This window comes from Eubacteriales bacterium mix99 (genome assembly GCA_038396605.1).
Classification (GTDB): domain Bacteria; phylum Bacillota; class Clostridia; order Caldicoprobacterales; family DTU083; genus UBA4874.
Genome location: CP121690.1, coordinates 1633720 through 1660244 on the forward strand (window position 1 = coordinate 1633720; position 26525 = coordinate 1660244).

A 26525-nucleotide genomic window follows, 5' to 3' on the forward strand; every position below is an offset into this window, starting at 1 on the left:
CGACAGCAATGGAAAAGGAATGGATCAGCGGAAATGTCAATACCTGTTCCGCACCGTCAGAATTGAAGATCACCGACATCCGGGTCGTGAATCTGGACGGGGCTCCGAAGCATTGTATCCTGATCAAGGTTTATACGAATCAGGGGCTCGTTGGTTACGGGGAAGCCCGGGATGCTTCCAGCGCCACCTATGTGCTAATGCTGAAAAGCCGCCTGATCGGGGAAAATCCCTGCAATGTGGATAAGCTGTTCCGCCGCATCAGACAGTTTGGCGGCCATTCCCGCCAGGGCGGCGGCGTGTCGGGAATTGAGATCGCCCTGTGGGATTTGGCGGGAAAGGCTTACGGAGTGCCGCTATATCAGCTGCTGGGCGGTAAATTCCGAGACAGGGTACGTATATATGGAGATACCGACGTGGAGGGGAAGCACACCGGTATCGATATGGGTAATGCCCTGAAAAAGCGGATGGAGATGGGCTTTACCTTTCTCAAGATGGATCTCGGCATCGAGCTGCTTTTTGACGAACCCGGCTGTCTGAACGCGCCCGCCGGGTTCCTGGAGGACATCCGGCGTTACTCCTCCAAAGCGATTCGTCATCAGAAGGGTTCGGTGGATTATGATATGATGCTGGGCAGGAATTATGAAATATTCACCATACCTCATTATGCCGCCGGTATCCACATCACCGAGCGCGGCCTGGACTGTCTGGAGAACTATGTAAAGGAGGTCCGCAGCGTCATCGGCTATGAGATCCCCCTGGCCGTCGACCATTTCGGCCATGTCGGTATCGAAGATTGTATCCGGTTCGCAAAACGGATGGAACGCTACAGTATCGCCTGGATGGAAGATCCGGCTCCCTGGCAGTACACCCGCCATTATGTACGGCTGGCGAACGCCACCAGCATTCCGATCTGCACCGGAGAGGACATCTATCTGCATGAAAATTTTGAGCCGCTGATGCAAAGCGGCGGCGTTTCCATCGTCCATCCGGATGTGCTGACCATCGGCGGAGCTCTGGAAACCAAAAAACTCGGGGATCTATGCGATAAGTACGGCACCGCCATGGCCATCCATATGGCGGAGAGCCCGATTGGCTGTATGGCGGCTGTCCATTGTGCTGCTGCCATACAGAATGTCCTTGCGGTGGAATATCATTCCGTCGACATCCCCTGGTGGAACGATCTTGCCATCGGAATCGACAATCCCCTGGTCCGGGACGGATTTATCCGGATTCCGGAAAAGCCGGGCCTTGGCATCGACCGGTTCAATGAAGAATTGATTGCGCAGCACATCCATGACAGATATCCGGGACAATGGGAGCCCACCGGACAATGGGACAAGGAATGGTCCAATGACCGGACCTGGAGTTGAAACACAGCGTATCGGCATTCGGCATTTTGATTAAGTCGCTATTCCAAACCATTATGGCATGTTTGCCGGCAATACAGAAGATTCTCGGGAAATATCTGAGCAAAGTGGAGCGGGGATTTGAAATGCAGTTCGATCGGGAATACGAATGGGAGGAAATCGTTGGTGAAACCATTTGATTTGAGTGGAAAACGCACATTGATAACGGGCTCAACCCAAGGAATTGGAAAAGCGGTGGCAGCCTGCCTTGTGAAATACGGCGCCGAAGTGATCCTGCATGGCCGTACCGGAGAGAAGTGCCTCCATGCAGTCCGGGAAACGGGAGCCGCCGGATATGTTCTGGCGGACCTGTCCCGATCGGATGCCTGTGACAAGCTGTATCGGGAAACCGGACCGGTGGATATCCTGATTCTGAACGCATCGGTGCAGATTCGAAAACCATGGAAGGAAATCACGGCAGAGGATTGCGAATTGCAGTTGCAGACAAACTTCAAGAGCTCTTTCCGTTTGATTCAGCTCTATGCCGGAGATATGGAGAAAAAAGGCTGGGGCAGGATCGTAACCGTCGGAAGCGTGCAGCAGACCCGCCCTCATAGGGAGATGCCCATCTATGCAGCCTCCAAGGAAGCCCAGATGAGCCTGGTGAGAAATCTTGCCAAACAGCTGGCACCAAAGGGTGTTACCGTAAACAACCTCTCGCCGGGAGTCATCGATACACCCCGCAACGAAGAGGCACTTTCGGATCCCAACTATGCCGGGCAGGTAATGGCAGGGATCCCATGTGGGTTTGCCGGTACTCCCGAGGATTGCGCTTACGCCTTTCTGCTCCTTTGCTCCCGGGAGGGACGGTATATTACCGGCATCAATCTGGTTGTTGACGGCGGAATGCATTTATGATTCCGCCGCAAACTGCAATAAGGGTTATGTTTCAGAGAATACTCAGAAAAGAGGGGCACATCTTGCATTTTAATGACAAAGATGAAATTATTGCGCTCACTCCCTGGTGGAAGGGGGAGCGGTTGCCGGACGGACGGCCTTATGTTTCGGACAAATATCTCGACGCCCTTCGCGGAATGACGCTGGAGGAGGTCTGGAAGCCGATTTTCACAAAAGGATATGAAAATCAGTTCGAGGGACGATTGCAGACATTGCATCATGACGGCAGAAAGCTGATTGGCCGGGCGGTTACCTGTACGTTCTGCCCAACCCGCCCCGATTTGCATGAGAATCTGTTTGACGTCGGAATGCGGGAAGGCCGCATGGGAAATTACAACCAGTGGGTCATGGACAGCTTGACAAAGGGCGATGTTGTCGTTGTCGACTTATATGACAAGGTATATAAAGGGACGTTTCTGGGAGGCAACCTGACGACTGCCCTGGCGGCCAGGACCAAGAACGGGGGCGGCGTGATCTGGGGCGGAATCCGGGATATTGAGCAGATGCTGACGGTGGAAGGGGTACAGGTTTATTACCGGGGGATCGATCCCACTCCGATCCGCGACGTGGTCATGACCGGTTTCAATACCGTCTGCCGGATCGGCAATGCGATATGCCTTCCCGGCGATATCGTATTCGGTGCGGGCGGCGGGGTTCTGTTCATCCCAAGCCACCTTGTGGCGGAGGTGGTGGATGGCGCCGCCAAATCCCATGCCAAAGACATTTTTGGGTTTGAAATGATCTCGCAGAATATTTTTACCACAGCCCAGATCGACCGCAATGTCTGGACAAGGGAAATGCTGGATAGGCTGACCGGCTTTATCCGTAAGGACCCAAAGTGTGAGAAATACCGGGATCTGGACTGGTCCGCCGAATATGCCCTGGCAGACCGGGAGGCTTCGGACTCAGGTTCTTCGGATTTCACACAGACGGCATTGTAAAAGGCAATGCGTCTGCTATAATTAAAGCTATACAGAAAATAGCGTTTTGGCAATAATTTTTATTTTGTGAATAGAAAAAGTACCTTCCAGAGTCAAAAGCCCCATAAAAGATGAAGGGGTAAGTTCCGGAAAGGGCTTGGAATAGAGGCCTGAAGAGATGATATTGAAGGTGTGGAAAGTGTGAAATTGATAAAAATGATCAATTGGAAGAAAATTTGGGCATGGCAAACAGGCCTGAAAAAAATTAAAATTTCAAAGCTGAAAGATTAAATTCCACAAGTCAAAGATGAGCTGGAGTTGTCTGTGTACCGCCGGAAATAAATGCTGCAAAAGGTTGGGACTGTAGTTATTCCGCTATTTTGCGAAAATAAGTTCCGGTTTCAGCACTACATCATCACGATCTATTTCTCTTATGTTCAGAACCTTCGGCACGTCTTTACCGTAAAGAAAGCAAAAGACCTCAAAAGGTGTTTTATCACCAAGGGACTTTCGGGGTGCCGAATTAATGTGGGAAAACATAAGATCAATGCTTTCCTGCGTTAGACCGCTGAGGGGATAAGAGTTCGGGATGATATCACGCACGTAGTTGTGGTTGTTTTCGACATGTGGCTTTTGGCATGATTGCATAGGGTCGCAATAGAATATGCTAAGCCGCGAATTGCCGGATGGATCCAACTCAAAAAGTCGGTGCATCTCAAATTCGGGCCCACGGTCTGTGAGCAAGACAGGAAATAGTTTGGAGAATTGTTCCGTTCCAAGCTTTTCCTGAAGCCAGTCGATGCTTTTCGCCATGCTCTCACTGGTTTTATGCGGGTGCAGGAACCCAATCATGAAAGCAGTTTTGGGGAACAGGAAAGTCTGAATGTAAGGCCCTTCCTGACTATTGTAGACGGTATCCATTTCCACTGTTGGCGTTTCCGGATTTTCAGACAGGAAGTGCAGATAATCGGCGTATTTCCGTCCTTCATAGTTCGCCGGGGCCTTACGTTTTTTGTATTTTTGCCGGAACTGTTTGCGATTGACTTGTTCCTTGAGGGAAAAGTTGTCTACGCCATACTCTTTGAAGATTCCGCTTTCAATGTAATTATACAGTGTCCTTTCACACTGTTTTACCTCTGGGTGTGCGGAAAGGATCTGATGAATGGACTGCCCTTTCTTAAGCAGGGGAACAAGAATTTGGGCAATGGAGTCACACTCTCCGGTTGTGAGGTTGACGCCCTCGCGGGTCTCGACAAGATCATCGTGGTATTTCTTATCAGCGGATACCGCGTTGTAGTAATACTTATCGAGATGGCATCCGGGGCTGTCCTTGCATTTGTTGCAGGCTCCCGGAGATTTGTCACGGCGATTACATATGGGCTCTTCATAGAAGGCGCATTTTTTAACGCAGGGCTTTGTTGGGCAGGTGCGCATTTTGGTGCACACAATGGGATGATTAAACGGATTGCGGGGTTTAAATCTGCGGTGCTTCCTGATTTCCTTTGCGACGGTGGTGGCATCTTTTCCGATGGTCCGTGCAATGGATGATTTGGTGGAATTGTTTTCAATTCCAACCTGGATGATCTTTCTGTCCTCCAAAGATAGATGAGTATTGTCATGAAGCAGTTGTCTCTTCATAATCATTGGCCTCCTTTGGCGGTACACCTTCATTATGAACTGTGGAACCTGGATTTGCAATCTTATTCTGGAATTTACCGTAAGACTTACGTCCAATGAGGTCGCTTGACTCTGGATGTTACTTTTTCTATTCACGATAATTTTTATTTTTGCCAAAACGCTTGACTTTTTATTGAGTCAATGGGTATAATAATGCGTTATTTTCCGGTAGGTGAGTTGCGCAATGAATTATTGTAATGAAATAAGCTCCGTTTTTTCAAACAAACCTATATTCACGAGAAACGAGCTAAAGGATTATATCAAGGCGCAAAATCCGACGCTAAAGGACAGCTCTTTTGGCTAGCTTCTTTATGATCTTTGCCAGCACCACGTTATTCAGCGTATTGCGCATGACACATTTCAGATATACAAAGAGGGCAGCTCTTTGAAGGAGTATAAACCCAACCTGTCGGATGACGCCGTCAATATTCTTGAATTCCTCAGAAAGCAATTTCCGTTACTTACGTTTATCATATGGGAAACGCGTGCTTTCAATGAGTTCGCAAATCACCAGATGGCGCGTAATTTCATATTTATCGAGGTTGAGAAGCCACTTGGCGAGAGCGTTTTTAATGCGGTTCACGAGCAGAACAATTATGCGACCCTGTATAAGCCGAGCGTAAAATAAATATCCTTGTATTCCGGTGATGTCACAGTGTCGGTGCTACCCCTTACGTCGGAAGCGCCTGTAAGCGGCTATGACGCCAAGCTTGAAAAGCTGCTGGTAGACCTTTTCGCAAATAAGCTGCTTGACCGGATTATCAGCCGGAGCGATTACCTTTGAATGATAAATCCTAAAACCTTCACCACCAAGCATATCAGAGAAATTCAGCAGCAGAGCAAACGCGACCCCGCTCTTATCGAGCGGGTGATTTTACATTTGGGCTTTTAGAGGCTATCGCCCGCTCAGGGCTATCCTTTATCTTTAAAGGTGGAACCTCGCTGATGCTCTTGATGGACAAGCGCCCGGAGGTTCTCAACCGACATCGATATCGTTGTGGAGTCCGGCGCCGAGGTGGATAAGTACTTGGAAATAACCGCTACCCTTTGGCCATTTGTTAAGTCGATGGAGCAAGTACGGGGCGCCGTTTCCAATATTGAAAAGCGGAACTTCAAGTTTTCTTTTACCTCGCCTCTGACGGACAGGGAGCAGACGATTCTGCTTGACATTCTATTTGAGGAAAACCCGTACAGCGCGACGATAGATAAAAGCATTGAAAATGAGCTGCTGCTTATTGAGCCTCCAGCCGTTACCGTGCGGCTCCCGAACGTCAACTGTATCCTTGCGGATAAACTCACGGCCTTTGCCCCGCATACGTCGGGGATTCCATACAGCGTCGACAAGGAAATGGAGATTATCAAGCAGCTATATGATATTTCCGCCCTGGTCGGTTACATAGACGATTTTGCCGAGGTAAAGTCAAATTACCACGATATAGTAAAAACCGAGCTTAGATATCGGGGCTTGGACGCCGGTGCAGATGACGCTCTGCTCGATGCAATCCAGACGGCAGCCTGCGTCGCTGGCAGAGGGCAATGTCATCCCGAAGAATATCCTCTCCTGCAACGGGGCATCACGAATATCCGCAGCCATATTTACAGCGAAAACTTCAACGGCGAGGTTGCCGTGCAACGAGCCTGCGTGGTCATGTGTCTTGCCGCCGCCATTCTCACAAACCAAGATGGTATGCCAGCCTTTAAAGAGGACAGCTATTATACGGCAGCCGACATTCGCTCTGACGAATACAAGAAGCTTGGCTACATAAAGAAAATGAATTTGTTCGCTTATAAGCATTTGGTCGAAGCCGTTGAAATGCTCAGTAAGTCACTCCAAAAGCAAAGAAGCAAGAAATAAAACGTTGATATGCTCGGGAGTATTGCACAAATTTGAATTCCGATACAAGATCATGTATGATAAACATAGCAGGACGGACTGTATACGGGAGGAGAACTATGTTTTTTGCGAAGGATGACTTGAATCTCCATATTATAGGCGTGTTCAAAATCGTAAGGGAAAGTACGAGTTTCGATACCTCAAAACGTAACTACCATGTTTTGAGCCAGAGGATTTCCGGAAAGGCGGAAGTGTTTTTCCGAGAGGACGCTTATTCGCTGAAGGAAGGAGATATTCTCTATCTTCCTCCCAATATCGACTACTCCCAGTCCACCGAGGGAGAAACCGTGATTGCCGTCCATATGAATATCGTCGGATATGAGGGAAAGGAAATCAATGTGCTTTCGCCCCAGAATAAAGGTGGAAGCAAGGATGCGTTTGAGCGGATACACGAAGAATGGCGGGTCAGGAGATACGGGTATCAGTACAGGTCCCTGGCAATCCTATATGATCTGCTTGCCGACCTCCATGTCCAGTCGGTACATGCGTCGGTTGATTCAAAGGAATTTGATGTGATAAAAGACGCGGTACAGTATATGGATAGCCGGTATATGGATCCTTCCCTGACAATCGAACAGGCCGCTGCTCATTCCAACATAAGCACCGTATATTTCAGAAGAGTATTCAAAAGTGTATATGGCGTTACCCCGCTGAAACATCTGATTTCGCTGCGAATCCAGTATGCAAAAAGGCTGCTTGCCAGCGGCTATTACAGAGTTTATGAAATTGCGGATATGGCGGGCTTTTCGGACGAAAAGTATTTCAGCACCGCATTCAAAAAGGAGACGGGGAAGACCCCATCCGAGTATTCCGAATATATCGTTTGACGATTTGCGTTGCAGGATCTTTCCGGAACAGTCTGTTGGCGTATTCGTTTTGTTGATATTTTTCCTTTTCCATGGATGCCCTGTCAGCAACGCATCATGATACGCAAAACTTCCTTATCAGTTTCGCTCATTCCGTTTCGGGCCAATTGGCTAATATTGACGATAGTGTTTTCCACCCCCTTGGTGACGATTCCATCCCCGCCCAAAAATTGCTGTCCATTTTTATACATGTTATTTATCAAAAAATGTAGTTGGCATCGCAGATTATGGCCTTATCGTCTCGGTATCTTAATACGGAAACATTGCTACTAATACTAATTAGTTGAAAAAAGTCACTGTTAAATGAAGAAATCGCAATTTCTATCTCCGCGCCGTACTTAATTGCATAGCCAGCAATCACATCATCAGCTTCAAATTCGGTCGTTTCTGTATGCTATATCCCGATGAAATCAAGAGCGGCGTAAATATCATCAAGCTGGGAAAACGGATTATCATCATCTGGAACTGTAGAATAATCTATGCGGTTTGCTTTGTAATCGTCAAGCAAGTCCACACGGTCATTTTCATGCTCGCCATCAAACAAAACGACAGGATAGGTCGGGCTTATCATCTTTATTATTTTGATTAAAGCACCAATGAAACCTAAAGTACCCTGAATTGCTTTACCGTCTTTATTCACTATCCTTGGCGGCATTCCAAAGAACATCTGGAATAGAAGATTGGAACCATCGACAACTAATAATTTCTGCATATGTTTTCCCCGGAATCTTTTTTCTTAATTATACAACAAAATATCCCATTCTGAAAGCAGTTTGTGAAACCCTCACAGGCTGCTTTTTCATATCTGGAAAAAACAGCGATTTCGCCCTAATAACCCATGTAGGACACATACGGGATAGCCTATCAAAATTTGAGAGAATAGCCTTACAGGTCGCGCTTGTGGCCTTAAAACTGAATACCGCAGCCGGTAGGATACCGGCCAAAGCAACCTTGCCAATGTCGTGAACCGGAGTAGCAGCGCGAGGGCTTTTGGTCGAAAAAATGCGCCCAAGGTCACACAAGGCCGGACGCAGGAACGATGCCGGGATGAAAGCGGAAATACCCAACTACACACGCCGGCGCACCGGCGACGGCGCGAAGCTCACTATTACCAACCGTGACACCGAGGGATTTTGTTTCAACCTTCGCTTCGACAAGGAAGTTTGCCGCCGGGAATTTATCGGCAACAGCATCGACGGCGATGAGGACGAGGACGCGCTCATCTGTCTGCTGGATGATTTTCTGAAAGACGATTGGAGCGGCACGGCTACGGAATTGTGCGGTGAATTATCCGGCAGCAACTTTGACCTCAACCCCGCCACCCTCACCAAGAAGCTGAAAGCCATGTCCGGCTTATTCAGAAAGGATTTCCACATCCTCATTGATTTCGAGCGAACCCGCAGCAGCAGGCGGATTTTTCTGCGTCGGGAACAGGATGCGTTACGGTGTGACGGTTAATATGAACATACCCCCTGCCGTCTCTCCTACTGTCACACCCCGCAAAATCCGTGATGGCAAATCAGCCGAGGGGGTACACCATAACTGCCGTCACACCGTCACACCTGTCACCGTTTCGCGCAATTTCCGTTCAGCGGAAAAGGTGGGGCTTACGGAGAGCAAGCACGGCAAAAGGATAACCTTTTGCCGATTTGTGCTTGTTGGGCACTACCCAAACCCGTCTTAAAAAGCACAAATCCATATCACAAGGAGATGAATATATTTGCAGAATTGAACCAGAGCCGAGCAGCTTATCATCCGGGTAACGCCGGAAGAAAAGGCGCTCATTCAGAAGAAAATGCAGCAGTTCGGCACGGAAAATTTCAGCCGCTACGCCCGTAAAATGCTCATTGATGGATATGTGATTCACGTTGACCTGAGCCAGTTCCAGATGCTCGCCGGAGAGGTGAACAAGGTCGGCATCAACATCAACCAGATTGCAAAGACCGTGAACGCCAGCGGCATGACTTACCCCGATGAAATGGAGCACCTGAAGGAGATGGTTAATGAAATATGGCGGTTACTAAAATCATTCCTATCCGATTTACTATCGAAAAGTCGGTAGATTATATTTGCAATCAACACAAGACCGGCGATTGTCTGTACATTCATTCCGAGCATTGCGTTCCGCAGATGGCGGCGCTGACTTTCCGGCATCACCTCGACCAAGCTCGCGCGGGCGGCAACACCATCGGGCGGCACTTGATTCAGTCCTTTGCGCCGGGAGAAGTTTCACCCGAGGTGGCGCATGAGATTGGCAAAAAGCTGGCCTCTGAAACCCTCGGCGGGAAGCATGCTTTTGTCATGGCGACCCATGTTGACCGTGGGCACATCCATAATCATTTCGTGTGGGGTGTTGCCGATGTGGAAACCCATAAAAAGTATCATTCAAACAAGCGCAGCTATCACGACATCCGCGATGCCAGCGACCGCCTGTGCGAGGAATACAGCCTGTCGGTCATCGCACCGCAGGGCGTAGGCAAGAGCTACACCGAGTACCACGCCAAGAAAGAAGGTACGAGCTGGAAGGCCAAGCTCAAGGCGGCGATTATGCGGAGGATTCTTTATGACGCAGAATAACCGAGAAATCCACTCCAAATGAGCACATCCAACCGCAGCCCACGCTGCTCAAAAGCATTATCGACATCGAGGGCAACGAGAAAATCAAGTCCAGCCCCGGTTACAAACAATGGGCGGCAATATTCAATCTCAAGCAGCTATCAGAATCGATTAATCTCATCCAGCAGTACGGCGGCATTGATGCCTTTGACGAGCTTTACAAGGGTGCCATCGGCGACAAGCTGGCGCTATCTCGGGGACTGAACGGATTGGACACCAGCATCAAGAGCCTGTCCACCCTCCGCAATAATCTCCGGGCTTATGGGCGCACGAAAGATGTGTTTAATCAATACCGCGCCCTGCCCGAAAAGCAGCGCCCCAAATTTTATACCGCCAACAAAGATGACATCGATGCGCACAGGGCGGCGAAAACGGCGCTGTCCGCATCCAAACAGCCCATCCCTACCGCCACAGGTCGTCACCGCAGAAATCGAGCGTCTGCAGGCGCAGAGCGCCGATGCCAATGCTCGGTACAAGCGGAACGAGGCCAAGCCCAAAGAGATGGATGTTATCCGCAAGAATCTGTATTCCATTATACGTCAGAACAAAGGCCGCGACCGAGGCAGAGACAACGGCTTGAGTATGTAACTTTTAATCCATAAGCTCCGAAAACAACTCGTTTAGCAAATGATTATTGTCCTCTTTATTACACAATGCCGATGCCGTAATTTTATGTTTTGGGAAATATGGCAGTGAAAAAGTCCACGCCAAAATCTCCGCCAACCGCATAATATGCGGTATCTCCATTTTTATCAAAACGGTATATGCCCAAGCCATAACTCTTTCCTTCGCCTCTCGTCACTTGAGCTTTTAGGAAATCCTGTAATGCTTTCTCTGACAACACACGACCGGCAAATACTGAACACCAGAGTGTATCTAAATCTTGAGCACAAGTAAACAAGCCCCCATCTGAACCGCCTAAAATCGGGAGGCTGAAAATATTAGTGCGTGAAAGACCTGATACACCATCATACCTGGGGGATACAGAGTATTCATGCATCCCTTTATTCAGATAGAATTTCCCCAATTATTGGTTCGTATACTGTCCTTTATGCTTAAATCAAATTTTATTTCCGGGAGAGGATGACAATGCTTCAGATCTTCGGCAAATCTTTCCTCAATGGTTTCATTGTAACGATAATGCTCCCTGTCAGCATCTTCTTCACACTTATCCAGAAGTTGCCGGTTAAAATCAGACAGGGAAAGAAAGTGTGGTATGGGGACCAAAAAGTTGCGCCTTTGATAACCAACCTTGTTTTCCACATTCCCCTTTTCATGTCCCTCACCGGGATTTACAAATACTGCCTGGAATCGGTAATGCTCACGAAATCGCTCAAACCGTTCAGTGGTCTTTCGTCCGCCGCCCCGTATTATTTTGATGACAATTGTTTTGGTGTTATCAAACCATATCTCCCCGGGTACCACTCCGATGTGCCGGAAGATCGCATCCATCCCTTCCAAAATGCATTCCATGTTCTCTCCATGGAACAACTGCATGTAGCCCTTATTGCTGTGGGGGAAGGATACCTCCAGATATTTTCCGGATACCCGTCTGCCATTCTCATAAAAATCAGCCGCTCCGAAATCCACCTGTGCTTCCCCCGGGCTATGCTCAAGGGGTAAAAAGCCATCTCGGGCATCGCTGAAGATTTCCTTATGCTTTGCAGCATAGTAGGCAGCTACCGTCCTGTAGGAGCAATCAAAGCCCGGGGATTCCTCCCTGAGACGGTGAAACACTCTTTTGGCAGTATGCCGTTGTTTACGCGGTGCCTGCTTGTCCTCCTCCAGCCATCTGTCTATCATTCCTTTGTAGGGATCGAGATTTGGACAAAAACGTCGTTCTTCTGTCGGCTTAGGATCAGGTTCGTTGAAATCATTCATGTCAACATATTTTCGTACTGTCCTCCAATCCATTTTTAGTGATTTTGATATTTGCCCAATCTTTTCTCCTTTCACAAAATACCGATATCTGATATCCTTTATGTTGTCCATTGTAAGCATTGTCCTCTCCTCCTTGTGTGTATACGCATAAACACAAGGATATATTCCTGAGATGATGTCTGCAATGGGCTTTTGCAATTCTATGCATTTTCCAATTGCAATACTATGGATTTTCCACTTGCAACTTTCTGTATTTTTATTATACAACAAACAGGTTAACGGGAACGGCTGTGTTATCAACATGGGCAAGTCATGTCTTTCCGCGTAGACCCGGAGGACGCGGGGGCACTCATGGATATTCTGAAACAGGCGCGGGAACAGTGCGAAAAAGAAGCCCGACCCGCCGCGTTCAAGGTGCGCGTCCAAAATCCGAAACAGTCGAGCATAAAACAACAGCTTGCAGCAGTGCTTGACCTCTATCACGTCGCCGTGCAAGCGGCAGGCGCACAAGCGGAAAAAGCCAAGCCGCAAAAGAGAAAAAGCGCGAAAAAATACTATTTTTTATAGTTTAAAATTAAAAAGGTGTTGACGTGGGAACCTTCCCACAGTATATAGTAGTGTTATAAAGGTAGAACGTCGATATCTTAGTCCTGAACCCCGGGAATTCAACACTGTCCTCGCAGACCTGGAGAAAGCAGCCATGGATTGCCAGGTTTCACCTGGCAACCCGTCAGGAAAAACAAAATATGGTTCATGATTGGGATTGTGATTCCTTGCTCGCAGGGACCATCATTGGAAAGAAGAAATATAAAAAATAACAGGAATGGAGAAAGAGCAGGAAAGAAGGTGTGTTTATGCATTACATGGGTTTTGATATTGGCGGGACTTCCATTAAATATGGAGTTTTGACAGGTACCGGAGAGATTGTTTTGAGAGATTCCTTTCCAACGCCGGAAAATGAGGAGCAAATTCTTCATCAGATGGAACAGGCATTTTTCCTTTGCCGGAAGCAAGTATCGGATATTGCCGGTATCGGTATCTCTTCTCCGGGCCAGATGGCAGAGGATGGTACATTGATTGTGGCGGGCGCGATTCATTCCCTGTATGGAGTGAATTTAAAGAAAGGACTGGAAAAGAAAGCGGCGATTCCCGTTGTGATCGAAAATGATGCCAATTGTGCAGCGATTGCCGAGCAATGGATTGGCAATGCCCGGGACTGTAAGAATTACATCTGCGTGGTATTGGGTACCGGGGTTGGCGGGGGAGTTGTCCTGAATAATCATCTGTATAAAGGGAGTCATGGCCTTTCAGGAGAGTTTGGCTTTTCCATTATTGACGGGGTTCCGGAAACCGGGAATATCGAAGATGCCACATTGAATTATAAGGATGCAGTCGTGCTGGGACTGTACAATCAATATAACCTGACACGGAAAGCATTGGGACTGCCAATGGATGAAACCATTGACGCACGGCAAATCATTGCTTTAAACAATGCGGATGACCCGGTTGCAAAGAAGGTACTGCACAAATACTATGTAGATCTGTCCACCTTGTTCATCAATATTATCAGCTTCTTTGATCCGGATAAGATTATAGTCGGTGGAGGGATCAGCAGTAATTTCCAGTTTATAAAGGAACTGAATGAAACCTTTGAAGAAATGTTTGCCCGGCATGAGAGCCTGGCAAACATTGGCCGCGACAAAATGGCAAAGATCGTTCCAGCCAAACTGTCGAATGACGCAGGACTGACCGGAGCAGCCTTTTTAATTCATCAAAAACTACAGAATAAATAAAGGGGTTTTTTTATGGTACGACGTTTCATCAGCGCCAGTGCAAGTGAAATTGCAGCGATGCAGGCGCAGGAGTTAAAACAATCAATTAAAGCAAGTGAAGGGAGAGTCATTGTTTCTGAAAATGTCTGTTCCGTGCCAACGCTAACCGATGTAACCAATTCGGAAGTGGCTGTGGCTTATGGAGCGGATATGATTTTGCTGAATGCGTTTGATGCATTGCATCCCTATATTGAAGGAATAGAAAAAGATGTAGAAAATCCGATTGCCGTACTGAAGCGCTATATTGGCCGCCCGGTGGGGGTGAATCTGGAACCAGTGGATCCGGGCAGTACGCTTTTGAGTGAAAAAGAAGAAATACTGGAAGGACGCATCTCCTCGGTTTCCACATTTGAAGCCTGTGAGAAGCTGGGAGTGGATTTTATTTGCCTGACCGGAAATCCCGGTACCGGCGTAACAAATCGGGAAATTGCGAAAGCCGTCCGGGTCGCCAAACAACATTTTTCAGGCTTGATTATCGCCGGTAAAATGCATTCTGCCGGATCCGATGAACCCGTTGTGACCATGGAAGTAGTGGAAAGCTATGCGGAAGCCGGTGCGAATGTTCTTTTGCTTCCTTCCGTGGGAACCATTCAGGGGTTCACACAGGAAAATCTGATGGAAGCCGTGCGATTGGCAAAAAAGCACGACCTGCTGACGATGTCCGCCATCGGTACCAGTCAGGAAGGAGCGCGTGTGGAGACGATCCGGCAAATGGCCATTGCAAATAAAATCTGTGGTGTGGATATGCAACATATTGGGGATGCGGGATTTGCCGGAGTTGCCCTGCCTGAGAATATTTATGAAATGTCCATTGCCATACGTGGGATTCGTCACACGATCAGTCGTATTTCCCGTTCGATCAATCGTTAGACAGCAACCGTGAACTAGAAATGTGGTGAATGAATTGGAGAAAATAAGAGAAATGGGCAGGGAATATTATTCCCAGATGTACGATTTGGCAAGTTATTCTTTTAATTTCGGGCAGAAGACCAATAAGGAAGTGGCAAAATTCAATGAGATTTCTGCCGGTTCCTGGAATTATGGCTATTTTGATGTTAAAACAGGGTGTTTGATGAGCCAGGTGATGGCGACTCCCTTTGATGTAAACCTGCATGGCCAGGTGTATAATATGATTGGAATCGGATATGTATCCACCTATCCGGAATTTCGCGGACATGGTGCCATCAATCAGTTAATGACGAAAATTTTACAGGATGCCAATGCACGGGATGTGGATTTATCCTATCTGGCTCCTTTTTCCTATGATTTTTACGAAAAATATGGCTATCGGCTGGCTTTTCACCGGTTAAGATATAAGGTGAACAACGAGAAATTTCGCATTATGCCGACTTATGACGGAGTCATTGAACGGTGTGAATATGAAAAGATCATTCCGGAGTTGCTCCGGATTTTCAATTCCATGCCACAAAATCAGAAAGGCGGCGTGATTCGCAGAAGATGGTGGCTGGATTATAAGTTTGGCAACAAGGATATTCTGTTTGCGGTCTATCGAAATCCTGCCGGTGAAGTAGAAGGCTATATGGCTTATGAATTTGACGACGAAGTTTTTGTGATCAGGGATTTGGGCTTTTTGACTTATGAAGCGCTTTCTTCCCTTCTGCACTTTTGTCAAAGCCATGCGGGAACCTTTCGCGACTTCGTGTTCAGCATCGGTTATCATGGTACACTTTTTGACACAATGTCCAGGGATATCTTCAGCACACAGATGAGTATTTGTGCGGATATGATGGCCCGTATCATCAATATTCAGCGTTTTGTCTCCCATTATCCGTTCCGGCATGATTTTTTCTTTTCCTTCTATGTGACGGAAGACCGCTTTGCACCATGGAACACAGGCGGATATCAGGTTACCGTAAAGGATGGGAAAGCAAAAGTGGAAAGAGTGGAGCAGAAAGGTTGGGATATCACCGGAAATATCCAGGCGTATACCGAGCTTTTTATGGGCAGCAGAAAGCCTTCCGAGCTGTTATTTGCCAAAAGAATTTCAGGAAACAGGGAAGTGGTTGAAGGGCTGGAGGACTGCATTCATACAGGACAGCCCATCCTGGAGGAATATTTTTAGAAAAAAGACAGATGGGGTTTTTGCGTAGAATTTTTCACCTGTTTCGGGGAGGGAAAAGAAATGACAATTGTCGAAGAAAAGGCAAAGGAAGTTCTGGCAAAATATCTTTATCAGATGACCGGACAGAGCGGACATATCCGTTTTGTGATCAATCCGCATGCCTTTGCCGTGGCGGATCCGAAACTGGACGATGCCTACCGGGTGGCAGTTCATCATGGGAAAGGAACCATTCAGGCCAGCAATGCCCGTTCCCTGCTGCTGGCCGTTTATCATTTACTGCGTTCCTGCGGGTGCTCTTTTGTACGACCGGGGGAAGCAAATGAACGGGTTCCCCAATGTTCATTGGAAGATATCACCGCTTCTTTGGATGTTGTAGCAGGATATCGTTATCGTGGGATTTGTGTTGAAGGTTCCTGTAATCTGGAGGATACGCTGGGATTGCTGGAATGGATGCCAAAAGTTGGAATGAACAGTTATTTCATGCAGTTTCGCGAAGGGTATCAGTTTTTTGAACGATGGTACCGGAACGGAAGCAATCCGGCCCGTCAACCCTGGCATTTCGACCTGACCATTGAACGGACCATCCTGCCGCGAATTATTGCCTGTGTCAGGGAAAATGGCTTGAGTTATCAGGGGGCAGGCCATGGATTTACCTGTGAATGTTTTGGGGTGCCCGGTCTGGGATGGATGGAAATGGATGACTGGCCGGAAGAATATCAATATGCCCTTGCAATGCGTAACGGGGTACGGAATATGAGTTATCAGGTACCCTTGATCAGTGCACTATGTTACTCTAACGAGGAAGTGCAGGAAAAAGTAGTGGACAGTGCAGTGGATTATATCGCCGCCCATCCGGAGATGGATGTGGTTCATTTTTGGTTGGATGATGGAAACAACAACAAGTGTGAATGCGAAAATTGTAAAGATACAAGAATTGCTGATTTTTATGTGGAAATGCTGAATCGCCTTGATGCCGGGTTGACAGCACGTGGACTGGACGTAAGAATTGTCTTTCTGGCTTATCATGAAACTTTGTGGCCACCGCAGAGGAATCGTTTGCATCATCCGGAGCGCTTTATTTTCATGTTTGCGCCAATACAGCGGTCCTTTCGTCAGTCCTTTCCGGATATAGCATCTGCTGGGAAGATGAAACCCTATTGCATGAATGACCAGCCGTTTCCGAAGACCAATCTGGAAGCTGTCAGTCATCTAAAAGCCTGGAATCAGTATCTAAAGGGCAATCATTTTGATCTGAGGAATACTTTTGAGTTTGATTATTATCTGAATAATTTTGGGGATTGCGGACAGTTTGTACAGGCGCGAATCATTTACGAAGATGTTCACCGCCTGAAGCAAAACGGCCTGAACGGAATCGTCAACTGCCAGATGCAGCGCCTCTTCGGGCATGCCGCATTGCCAATGTATGTTCTGGCCGCAGCACTGCTGGAACCCGAACGTTCCTTCGAAGCAATTGTTGATGAGTTTTTTGAAGGTGCTTTTGGGAGGGACTTCAGCAAGATGCGCACCTATTGGCAGGAACTCACTGATAGCTCTGCTTTTATGCGGGAAGACCAGCATGCGTCCAAAAAAGAAGTGAATGACTTTTCTCAGCTGCTGGAAGCCCGACCGGCGATTGCCTGTGAGGATTTCGTCACAGCAAGCTGTTTAAGATCCTTTGATGTTCAACTGAAGATTTATAGAGGCCTGAATGAGTTGGAAAAAGCCGCAATGGAAGGAAATCAAACGATCCTGGGCAAACGATCCGGACAACTGCTGGTTTTCATTGCAGCCTATGAAAACGAATGCTCTTTGGACTACGATCTTTACTATGTTCGCCAGTATTTGGCCAAACGCTTCGGTTACAAATAAAATATGCGATATACGGCAGGGGTTTGTCTCAAATGGGAAGATGGATTTAAAGCAAAATGAAATTTTTCTAACAAAGTGTTGACATGGGAACCTTCCCACAATGTATAGTAAGGTTGTGAGAGGATAAACCGTTTTCCAGCAGATGAGAATTGGGGGAAAAGCATGAATCAGCAGACTATAAAAAGACAAAAAAATAAAAGTGATCAGCATCGGTTTGGAAATCAACTGGGCTTACAATCAATGATCCTTCCTGGCGCAATTTTTATGATTATCTTCAATTTTCTACCTATCTATGGAATTGCAATTGCATTCAAGCAATATACTGTAATTGATGATTTTCAAAGCGCTCCATGGGTGGGATGGGAAAATTTTAAAATCATCGTAGATGATAAGTTTTTTTGGCATTCTGTTTATAACACTTTGGGAATCAGTTTTTTAAAACTTTTATTAGGTTTTATTCCATCCATTATCCTGGCAATTATGATTTATGAGTTAAGACAGGGACCCTTTAAGAGAATCACGCAGACAATCTCTTATATGCCACATTTTCTTTCCTGGATTGTTTTGGGAGGAATGCTGATAAATTGGTTGTCGACCAATGGGCTGTTGAATACAGTTCTTTCTGGATTAGGCTTTTCCATTAAGCATCAGAACTATCTTTTGAGTGAGGACAAATATTGGTGGATCGCTGTGTTATCCGATATCTGGAAGGATGCCGGATGGGGCACAATCCTGTATCTGGCTTCTATGGCTAAAATAGATCCCACTTATTATGAGGCTGCAAAGATAGATGGAGCGACACGACTGCAGCAAATCATCAAGATTACGATACCGATGATCAGGAATATCATCAGCCTGAATCTGATTTTAACCGTCAGTGGTCTACTGGGATCCAATCTGGACCAGACATTGGTCCTGATGAATTCACAAAACCGGGATCGGGCAGAGGTTATTAACTCTTATGTATATCGGATGGGAATGAGTCAGGGGGATTTCTCCTATGCTACAGCAGTTGGTCTGGGTGTCTCTGTCGTTTCGCTTATTCTCCTGATCGTATCAAATGCGGTGACAAAGAAAATGAACGACAATACATCCGTTTTGTAGGTGGGGAGAGGAAGGATATTATGGAAGGAAAAGTAATGAGGCAGGATAGAAATAGCAAGGCCTTTGATTTTGTCAACGCCATTTTGCTTATTCTTTTTTTGATTGTGATTATAGTGCCATTGTGGAATGTTGTTGTTTCTTCATTTGCCTCCGGACAGGCATTGGCTAAAGGGGATTTCGTTTTTCTCCCTTCTGAGTGGTCATTGGAGAATTATCGTGCTGTTTTTCGGGATGAAACAGTGCTACAGGCTTTCTTGGTGTCAGTAGCCGTGACATTGATTGGTGTTGTTTTCCACGTATTCTTTTGTGCAATGGTGGCTTACCCGATGAGCAAACCATATTTGTTCGGGCGTAAGGTCTATTCCGCCATGGGGATTATTACTATGTTTTTTTCCGGTGGAATGATTCCCACGTATTTACTGATTAAACAACTGGGCTTACTCAATAATTTCTGGGTGTATATCATTCCGGGAATGCTCAGTTATTACGATGCAATTATCATCATGAATTTTTTTCGTTCCGTACCTTCCTCCCTGGAAGAGTCCGCAATGATCGATGGTGCGGGTTTCTGGCGTGTCTTTCTGCAGATTTATTTGCCTCTGTCCAAACCGGCACTGGCAACAATTGCTTTATTCCACGGGGTCGATCAATGGAACGACTTTATGACAGCAAAACTTTATATTACGGATAAGAATCTCTATACGCTGCAAATGAAATTGTATGAAATTATTGTTCGCTCCCAAACGGAGGGTATGCAGAAGATAGGGACAGTGGTTCACCGGAGTACAACCAAAGGTGTGCAGTTGGCCACCATTGTTATTACAACTGTGCCAATTTTAGTTATGTATCCGTTGCTGCAAAAGTATTTTATCGGCGGCATGATGGTTGGAGCCATCAAAGAATAGCTTCCAATCTTATAGCATAAAAATTAAGAAAGGCGGTTTTAAAATGAAAAAAAGCAGGTTCAGCACATTCCTTATATTTCTTTGCACAGCCAGTTTGTTGCTGCCTCTGGGGGCCTGCGGCAGCAAGGGAAAAGAAAGTGGGAAAGGAGTAAAAGATGTTGATATTTCGAATCGCTATGAACTGGATGAGACAAAGCCAGCCTGGCAACTGGACAAAAAAGAGGAAAAGACAGAACTTACCTGGTATGTCAACGCCGATTGGTGGGATACGGACTGGGGCAAAGATATTGTAACCCAGCAGATAGAAGAGGATTTGAACCTGAAAATCAAATTCAGTAAAGGGGACGATACGAATCTGAATACGATGTTTGCAGGGGAGGACATGACAGATTTCGTGACAATTTTCGATGAAGCTTCAAAGGTAGCCAAGGATGCTAAAAACTGGGCATATTCCCTGAATGATCTGTCTAAAAAATACGATCCATACTGGAACAAAGTAGCAGCCAGGGAAACAATGGAATGGTTGAAGCTTGATGACGGGAAAACATATGGTTATCCAAGTTATTCAAATACTTCAGAAGATTATAAGAATAATCTGATCCCTGCCAACTCTGCTTTTTTTATCCGCCAGGATGTATATAAGGCAATCGGCGAACCGAAACTTGGTACGCAGCAAGAATTTATCGACGCCATGAGCAAGATCAGGGAAAAGTTTCCCGATTTGATTCCTTTCGGATTCCGTCCCTTTGAAGACAATGGAACCGGCTCGTTGGGAGAAGAATTTCAGGACTTTATTGGTGTTCCACTGGAAACTGAGGATGGAAAATTTTATAATCGCAACCTGGATGAAGATTACTTAAGCTGGCTGGGTACATTCCGTAAGATTTATAATAACGGAGGAATCAGTGACGACAGCTTTGCAGATGATCCCAATGCGTTTGAAGAAAAGGTAAAGTCCGGGCAATACGCTACGATTCAGGCTTCCGGTACGGCTCAGATGGGTGGGGCATTGCAAACATGGCTGGTATCCAATCCGGATGCGCAATACATTGCAATTGATGGTCCTCAAAGCACGAAAGGAAATGAGCCGAAATTAAACCAAACAGGAATTTCAGGCTGGATGGTTAACTATATCAGCAAATCCTGTAAGGATCCGGCAAAGGCTATGCAATTTTTTACCTATCTGCAAAGTGAGTACGGAGGAATTTTGACAAATTATGGAATCGAAGGGAAGACATTCGAATATAATGCAGATCATAAGATAAAATTGTTGCCGGAAGTAGAGGAGATCAAAGATAACGATCCGGAAAGATATCAAAAGGAATATCGCCTGAGCGAATTTATTTTCTTTGGTCACGATAAGTTTCTGAACTATGCTTCGGAAGATACTCAACCCAAAGCCCTGGAACAGCAGAAGGAATGGGGCAAAGGGAAACTCTATCCGCACTTCATTCTTGAAAATACGGAACCGGATCCCGGCACGGCAGATGCCCGGAACGCTTCAAACATTCAGGTCGAATGGAGTAAGACACTGATTAATCTGGTTCGTTCGAAATCGGAAAAGCAATTTAATGCGAACCTTGATAGCTATAAGAAATTCCTGGACAGCAATGGATGGGAAGATATCGAGAAAGTAAAGAATGAAAAAATAAAACAAAATAAGGAAAAATTGGGCATTGATTAGAGGCCTATAGATTTTGATCTGAACCATAGGTGCGACGATCCGGCCATTATTCGGGAAGCCTTTGACACCATCGGACAGATAAATGTGCATTACCATTATAACGGCGAGTGGGAGCGCAAAGACGGTGTCCTTATGCCGAAGCGCTGCCTCCACTACAATCCTCTGGTGAACTATGGCACGTTTGTGAAGGAAATGAAGTGCGTCGGTTAAATTCATAATGGGCAGCATGGGCATCGGGAATCGACTTTCCCGGCATGCCCATGTCTGCAGTTCGTCGCGGAGTTGATCTGGATTTCGGATTTGCCCGGCATGCATGGAATGGTTCCGGAACCGTGACAGCAAGTAAGATTGGGACAGGTTAAAATCTCATGTCGTCGTTTGACGCGGCAGTAACCGGACTGTGATCGGAAAATAGGGAAGGTTTGTCCCGTTCAGTTGATTATAAAGATATCGAAAGGAGTTTTGCGCCTGTCTATCAAGTGAATAGTCAATGGTGGACATATTCATAAGCTGTCCAATGGTACTGTTGTCACAACCAATGACATTGACATCTTCCGGAATGCGATAATTCATGTAACGTAATTCGGAAATGAATTCCCCTGCCAGAAAATCCTCATGAAAAATAATGGCGTCCGGACGTTCTTCCTTGGAGGAAGCTGTCCATAACCGGGCAATTTCCCTTCCCCCTATTTGTTGATACTTACTGATCAAGAGCCATTCCTTGTTTAATACCAAATCTGGATGCTGATGATAGAAAAATTTGATCGCCTTCAGGCGCCTTTGGGTATTGTTGTTCTCCTGATAGCCGATGACATGGGCGATTTTTGTCTTGTGGCAGTGATGGTACAGATAATTCAGAGAGTGCAGATAACATTCATAATGATCCACACTGCAAGAATAGATTTCCGGACAATTTAGTTTGTGCCAGGTGGCAATAGGCCCATATTTGCAATAAGGCTTGATGGTCCCCCAATCGTTGGATTTAATCAGAATAAAAACGCCATCCAGTTTTTTCTGTTTCAACAAATCAAGACATTCGATCTCTTTTTCCTGATTGCCATCTGTCAGATAAGAAGTAACAAAATAGCCGTATTTGAGCGCTTCATTCAGAAAATGATTCAGAAAAGTTCCGAATTGGTCGAAATAACCATTGGAAATAAAACCAATGTTTTTGGTGGAGCCTGAACGGAAATCACGTGCAATCTGGTTTGGAATATAGCCCAGTTCCTGAATCGCCTGTTCAATTTTCTGCCCGCTTTTTTTACTGACATAACCTTTTCCAGTAATGTATCTGGAAACAGTTGATTTTGATAACTCACACTGCTTTGCTACTTTTTCAATTGTAATCATTCGAGCTCCTCCTAAATGGCTACTTCATTATAATCATAAAAAAATGAAATTTCAAGTATCTTTACTATATCTGCAGAGGAGTACGTTTTTTCAGAGCTGAAACGGGAGATAGAGCAATGGCAGACGACTGTATCCTCTGATCAATTTCTGGGTTGATGAGGCTGTGGAACACTTGTTGAAATCCCTGTCCCTGTATTAAAGGCCCGGGGCTTTTTTTGTGTCAGATTTCTTTTGAAAAACGTCCAATCTTATAAATATTGCGACTCTCTGTGTAAAGAAAAATCCGGAAATGCCGTGTATAATAAATAAGGAAACGAATTTTCCATAAATACCATATGCCAATCAGAAATGGGTTTACATCTACAGTCAAAACAAAGGGGGAATCAAAATGAAAAAGGGAATCAACATCTGGTCCTTTTCAGGCGGCATGAAAATGACGGATTGCATGGTACTGGCTAAAAAGGCAGGATACGATGGAATCGAGCTGAGCCTGGATGAGGAAGGCGAGGTGAGCCTTGTAAGCAGTGAGAAGGATTTGCTGGCTCTGAAAAGAACGGCAGAGGAAGTGGGAATTGAGGTTCCCAGCATTGCCAGCGGGCTTTATTGGACCTATCCTGCCACCAGTCCGGATCCGGCGATCCGGAAAAAGTCGGGGGACATCGTAAAAAAGCAACTGGAAGTAGCCGCTGTTTTTGGGGCGGACAGCATCCTCGTGGTTCCCGGTGCAGTTACCGGTCCTTCTGCAGGCGGTGAGGCGGTGCCGTATGATGTGGCATATGATCGGGCATTGGAAGCCTTTACGGGATTGAAAGGGGAGGCGGCAGCCAATCAGGTAAACATAGGATTGGAAAATGTATGGAACAAATTTTTGCTGTCCCCTCTTGAAATGCGGAACCTCATTGATCAAATCGACAGCCCGTGGATCGGCTCCTATTTTGACATCGGCAACGTGCTCCAGTTTGGTTATCCGGAGCAATGGGTGCGGATTCTGGGAAATCGCATCAAAAAGGTTCACATCAAGGACTTCCGCCAGTCGGTGGGGACACTGGGCGGCTTTGTCGATCTGTTGGCAGGGGATGTCAATTTCCCTGAGGTCATGAAGGCATTCCGGGAGATCGGATATGATGATTATATAACGGCAGAAATGTCGCCCTATAAGAAATATGCTGATCAAATCCTTTACAATACGTCCGGAGCCATGGATCGGATTCTGGAAAGATAAGATACATGGAAAATTGGAAACATAAAAGAAAGTAGAAAAGCAGGAGAGAGAAAACAAAGAGAGGGGAGAACGGTTCATTATGCTGAAAGTTGGATTAATCGGAATCGGTTTCATGGGAAGAGGTCATCTGGATAATTATATCCGCCTGGAATCCGAGGGATTTCCGGTCAAATTGACCGCCGTGTGCGATATTGATGACAAGAAATTTCAGAATATATTCATTCCGGGAAACATTGACGTCGGCAATGGAAAATATGATTTTTCAAAATATCATTTGTATACCGATATTGATGAGATGCTGGAGAAGGAAGATCTGGACTATGTGGATACCCCGCTGCCGACCTATCTGCATGCAGAAGCTGCAGTAAAGGCCTTAAGCAAGGGGATTCCCGTGTTATGCGAAAAGCCCATGGCGTTGACCGTGGGGCAATGCCAGTCGATGATCCATGCGGCGGAGAAAAGTGGGAAGAAACTCATGGCGGCGCAGTGCCTGCGTTTTCTGCCGGCCTATGAATACCTGAAGGATTGTGTGGAAACGGGCCGGTTCGGCAAGGCATTAAGCGCATATTTCTTCCGCGGCGGTTCCACGCCAAAATGGTCCTATCAGAACTGGCTGCAGACAGGGGACAAGAGCGGCGGCGCACTGATGGACCAGCATGTACATGATGTGGATACCATCAACTGGGTATTTGGTACGCCAAAGGCAGTTTCCACCGTGGGGAAGAATGTCATTCCCGCCAGCGGCTACGATATTGTATCCACCCGATATCTCTATGAGGACGGGAAAGTGGTTACGGCAGAGGATGACTGGACATTGGAAGGGGATTTCGGCTTTGAAATGCTGTTCCGGGTCAATTTTGAAAAAGGCAATCTGGTGTATCGGAAAGGGGTTCTGAAAGCCAATCCCAATGATGGAAAGTCCTTTGTACCGGATCTGCCGAAAGACGACGGATATTATCGGGAGATCAAATATTTTGCCAATGCCCTGATCAATGACACCCCAATCCGGACGGCATCCCCGCAAAGTACCATGGAAACCATACGAATCGCCCGGGCGGAAATGGAATCTGCGGATAACGGAGGACAGCCTGTCCGTCTCTGAGCCGCACAAGATGGATGGAAAAATGTAAAATTGACTTTTTTGTCAATTGGTATGGATTCATGTGGATATCATGTTATAATGAATACTTGATGTGGTTTGAAACAGATAACCATCAATGAAAAGGAGGAGTTATCGTGTTGGATAACGGTGTATATGCCATTGGCATCATTGGTTTCGGTGGAATGGGCAGTCATCACCTGGAATTGGCCGAGGGTACGAAGGAAGTAAAGATTGTCGGTTCCTTCGACATCAAAGAGAGCAGACAGCAATTGGCAAGGGAGAAAGGTCTGAAAGTCTATAACAGCAGGGAAGAGTTGCTGTCGGATGATACGATTGATATCGTTCTGGTGGCTACACCAAATGATCTTCATAAGGAAATCGCCATTCAGGCCATGCGGGCAGGCAAAAATGTTGTGTCGGAAAAGCCCATCACATTGGGATCCGCAGATCTTCAGGAAATGATCGATGTTTCCAAAGAGACCGGAAAACTTCTGGTGGTCCATCAGAATCGCCGGTGGGATGAAGATTTCCTGACCATGAAAAAAATCTATGATGAGAAAATGCTGGGCGAGGTATTTGCCATTGAATCCAGAGTCCATGGTTCCAGAGGGATTCCCGGTGACTGGAGACAGGAAAAGGAACACGGCGGCGGCATGATTCTGGACTGGGGAGTTCATATTCTGGACCAGGCTCTGATGTTCGTACCGGGGAAAGTCAAAAAGGTCTATGCCACTGTGGATCATGTTACCAATCAGTTGGTGGATGACGGATTTCATGCAGAACTGTTTTTTGAAAACGGTGTGAAGTTTGTTCTTGAGGTGGGAACCAGCAACTTTATTAATCTTCCGAGATGGTACATGCTCGGCAATAATGGCACGGCTGAGATCGGGAACTGGGGAGAGCCTGCCAAAGTGGTGACTGCAAAGGGAAAGAGCGAGACCGATATTATACCGGTCCGGACAGCGGCAGGTATCACCAAAACCATGGCACCCCGCAGAAAGGATACTATTCAGGAGACGGAAATTTCCCTTGTTCCGGGCAACATCAAGGAATTCTACAGGAATGTGGCGGCTACCCTGGACGGGAAGGAAGAAATTATCGTGAAGCTGCCGCAGGCCATGCGCGTAATGAAACTGATGGAGGCCATCTTTGAATCTGCGGAAAAACAGCAGGTCGTTGATTTCGAGTAAATTATGATTTTAAGCATCTATAGATAT

General features: G+C 46.4%; 24 protein-coding genes and 2 pseudogenes. 21 read left to right on the plus strand and 5 right to left on the minus strand.

Annotated features, from left to right (window positions below; genetic code table 11):
• The first annotated feature begins 8 nt into the window (after positions 1 to 8).
• The 4 genes from QBE55_07100 to QBE55_07115 all read left to right on the plus strand — a co-directional run bounded on the left by QBE55_07100 (position 9) and on the right by QBE55_07115 (position 3244).
• The gene (locus QBE55_07100) at positions 9 to 1370 is read left to right on the plus strand and encodes a mandelate racemase/muconate lactonizing enzyme family protein (protein ID WZL77354.1); all 1362 of its coding nucleotides are present in this window, start codon (positions 9 to 11) and stop codon (positions 1368 to 1370) included.
• 26 nt (positions 1371 to 1396) lie between these two features.
• The gene (locus QBE55_07105) at positions 1397 to 1546 is read left to right on the plus strand and encodes a hypothetical protein (protein ID WZL77355.1); all 150 of its coding nucleotides are present in this window, start codon (positions 1397 to 1399) and stop codon (positions 1544 to 1546) included.
• Positions 1533 to 2264: an SDR family NAD(P)-dependent oxidoreductase gene (locus tag QBE55_07110; GenBank protein ID WZL77356.1), complete on the plus strand. Its 732-nt coding sequence runs from the start codon at positions 1533 to 1535 to the stop codon at positions 2262 to 2264. Before QBE55_07105 ends, QBE55_07110 begins: the two co-directional genes overlap by 14 nt.
• Positions 2265 to 2326: 62 nt before the next feature.
• The gene (locus tag QBE55_07115) at positions 2327 to 3244 is read left to right on the plus strand and encodes an RraA family protein (protein ID WZL77357.1); all 918 of its coding nucleotides are present in this window, start codon (positions 2327 to 2329) and stop codon (positions 3242 to 3244) included.
• A 354-nt stretch (positions 3245 to 3598) separates the two neighbouring features.
• Here the strand turns inward: QBE55_07115 and QBE55_07120 are convergent, their stop codons facing one another.
• Positions 3599 to 4861 carry an IS30 family transposase gene (locus tag QBE55_07120; GenBank protein ID WZL77358.1) on the minus strand — a complete coding sequence of 421 codons (1263 nt, stop codon included), beginning with the start codon at positions 4859 to 4861 and terminating at the stop codon, positions 3599 to 3601.
• Positions 4862 to 5285: 424 nt separating this feature from the next.
• On the opposite strand from QBE55_07120, the gene QBE55_07125 reads away from it, so the two are divergent.
• From QBE55_07125 to QBE55_07135, 3 genes are all read left to right on the plus strand, one after another.
• Positions 5286 to 5528, plus strand: a complete 243-nt coding sequence (locus QBE55_07125; GenBank protein ID WZL77359.1) for a hypothetical protein — start codon at positions 5286 to 5288, stop codon at positions 5526 to 5528.
• A gap of 399 nt (positions 5529 to 5927) precedes the next feature.
• Entirely contained in the window at positions 5928 to 6755 is an 828-nt protein-coding gene (locus QBE55_07130; protein ID WZL77360.1) for a nucleotidyl transferase AbiEii/AbiGii toxin family protein, read from the plus strand.
• 98 nt (positions 6756 to 6853) lie between these two features.
• Positions 6854 to 7621, plus strand: a complete 768-nt coding sequence (locus tag QBE55_07135) for an AraC family transcriptional regulator (protein WZL77361.1) — start codon at positions 6854 to 6856, stop codon at positions 7619 to 7621.
• An 83-nt stretch (positions 7622 to 7704) separates the two neighbouring features.
• Here the strand turns inward: QBE55_07135 and QBE55_07140 are convergent.
• Both QBE55_07140 and QBE55_07145 read right to left on the minus strand, forming a co-directional pair.
• Positions 7705 to 7851, minus strand: a pseudogene (locus tag QBE55_07140) (serine dehydratase subunit alpha family protein).
• A gap of 203 nt (positions 7852 to 8054) precedes the next feature.
• Positions 8055 to 8372, minus strand: coding sequence for a hypothetical protein (locus QBE55_07145; GenBank protein ID WZL77362.1), 318 nt, complete (start codon positions 8370 to 8372; stop codon positions 8055 to 8057).
• A gap of 290 nt (positions 8373 to 8662) precedes the next feature.
• On the opposite strand from QBE55_07145, the gene QBE55_07150 reads away from it, so the two are divergent.
• The 3 genes from QBE55_07150 to QBE55_07160 all read left to right on the plus strand — a co-directional run bounded on the left by QBE55_07150 (position 8663) and on the right by QBE55_07160 (position 10237).
• The gene (locus tag QBE55_07150) at positions 8663 to 9118 is read left to right on the plus strand and encodes a hypothetical protein (protein ID WZL77363.1); all 456 of its coding nucleotides are present in this window, start codon (positions 8663 to 8665) and stop codon (positions 9116 to 9118) included.
• 292 nt (positions 9119 to 9410) lie between these two features.
• Positions 9411 to 9722: a plasmid mobilization relaxosome protein MobC gene (gene mobC / locus QBE55_07155; protein WZL79886.1), complete on the plus strand. Its 312-nt coding sequence runs from the start codon at positions 9411 to 9413 to the stop codon at positions 9720 to 9722.
• Positions 9671 to 10237, plus strand: a complete 567-nt coding sequence (locus tag QBE55_07160; GenBank protein ID WZL77364.1) for a relaxase/mobilization nuclease domain-containing protein — start codon at positions 9671 to 9673, stop codon at positions 10235 to 10237. The genes mobC and QBE55_07160 overlap by 52 nt, the downstream gene beginning before the upstream one ends.
• 1009 nt (positions 10238 to 11246) lie before the next feature.
• Here QBE55_07160 and istA read toward each other — a convergent pair.
• Positions 11247 to 12268 (minus strand): annotated as a pseudogene (gene istA, locus QBE55_07165) (IS21 family transposase).
• A gap of 240 nt (positions 12269 to 12508) precedes the next feature.
• Between istA and QBE55_07170 the strand changes: the two are divergent.
• From QBE55_07170 to QBE55_07205, 8 genes are all read left to right on the plus strand, one after another.
• Positions 12509 to 12724, plus strand: coding sequence for a hypothetical protein (locus tag QBE55_07170; GenBank protein WZL77365.1), 216 nt, complete (start codon positions 12509 to 12511; stop codon positions 12722 to 12724).
• Between the two features lie 287 nt (positions 12725 to 13011).
• Entirely contained in the window at positions 13012 to 13950 is a 939-nt protein-coding gene (locus tag QBE55_07175) for an ROK family protein (protein ID WZL77366.1), read from the plus strand.
• Positions 13951 to 13962: 12 nt separating this feature from the next.
• A complete protein-coding gene (locus tag QBE55_07180) occupies positions 13963 to 14859 on the plus strand; it encodes a haloacid dehalogenase-like hydrolase (protein WZL77367.1) in 897 nt (298 codons plus the stop codon).
• A gap of 34 nt (positions 14860 to 14893) precedes the next feature.
• Positions 14894 to 16072 carry a GNAT family N-acetyltransferase gene (locus tag QBE55_07185; protein WZL77368.1) on the plus strand — a complete coding sequence of 393 codons (1179 nt, stop codon included), beginning with the start codon at positions 14894 to 14896 and terminating at the stop codon, positions 16070 to 16072.
• A gap of 60 nt (positions 16073 to 16132) precedes the next feature.
• Entirely contained in the window at positions 16133 to 17941 is a 1809-nt protein-coding gene (locus tag QBE55_07190; GenBank protein WZL77369.1) for a DUF4838 domain-containing protein, read from the plus strand.
• A gap of 480 nt (positions 17942 to 18421) precedes the next feature.
• Positions 18422 to 19045, plus strand: coding sequence for an ABC transporter permease subunit (locus QBE55_07195; protein WZL77370.1), 624 nt, complete (start codon positions 18422 to 18424; stop codon positions 19043 to 19045).
• A gap of 20 nt (positions 19046 to 19065) precedes the next feature.
• The gene (locus QBE55_07200; protein ID WZL77371.1) at positions 19066 to 19950 is read left to right on the plus strand and encodes a carbohydrate ABC transporter permease; all 885 of its coding nucleotides are present in this window, start codon (positions 19066 to 19068) and stop codon (positions 19948 to 19950) included.
• Between the two features lie 43 nt (positions 19951 to 19993).
• Positions 19994 to 21634: a sugar ABC transporter substrate-binding protein gene (locus QBE55_07205; GenBank protein WZL77372.1), complete on the plus strand. Its 1641-nt coding sequence runs from the start codon at positions 19994 to 19996 to the stop codon at positions 21632 to 21634.
• 366 nt (positions 21635 to 22000) lie between these two features.
• On the opposite strand, the gene QBE55_07210 is transcribed toward QBE55_07205, so the two are convergent.
• Positions 22001 to 22984 (minus strand): LacI family DNA-binding transcriptional regulator, encoded by a 984-nt coding sequence (locus QBE55_07210; protein ID WZL77373.1) that lies wholly within the window; start codon positions 22982 to 22984, stop codon positions 22001 to 22003.
• 388 nt (positions 22985 to 23372) lie between these two features.
• Here QBE55_07210 and QBE55_07215 point away from each other — a divergent pair, with 388 nt between their 5' ends.
• The 3 genes from QBE55_07215 to QBE55_07225 all read left to right on the plus strand — a co-directional run bounded on the left by QBE55_07215 (position 23373) and on the right by QBE55_07225 (position 26498).
• Positions 23373 to 24206, plus strand: coding sequence for a sugar phosphate isomerase/epimerase (locus QBE55_07215; protein ID WZL77374.1), 834 nt, complete (start codon positions 23373 to 23375; stop codon positions 24204 to 24206).
• A 79-nt stretch (positions 24207 to 24285) separates the two neighbouring features.
• Positions 24286 to 25308, plus strand: a complete 1023-nt coding sequence (locus QBE55_07220) for a Gfo/Idh/MocA family oxidoreductase (GenBank protein ID WZL77375.1) — start codon at positions 24286 to 24288, stop codon at positions 25306 to 25308.
• Positions 25309 to 25442: 134 nt separating this feature from the next.
• Complete coding sequence (locus tag QBE55_07225; protein WZL77376.1) at positions 25443 to 26498, plus strand: Gfo/Idh/MocA family oxidoreductase; 1056 nt, start codon at positions 25443 to 25445, stop codon at positions 26496 to 26498.
• The last annotated feature ends 27 nt before the right edge of the window (positions 26499 to 26525 follow it).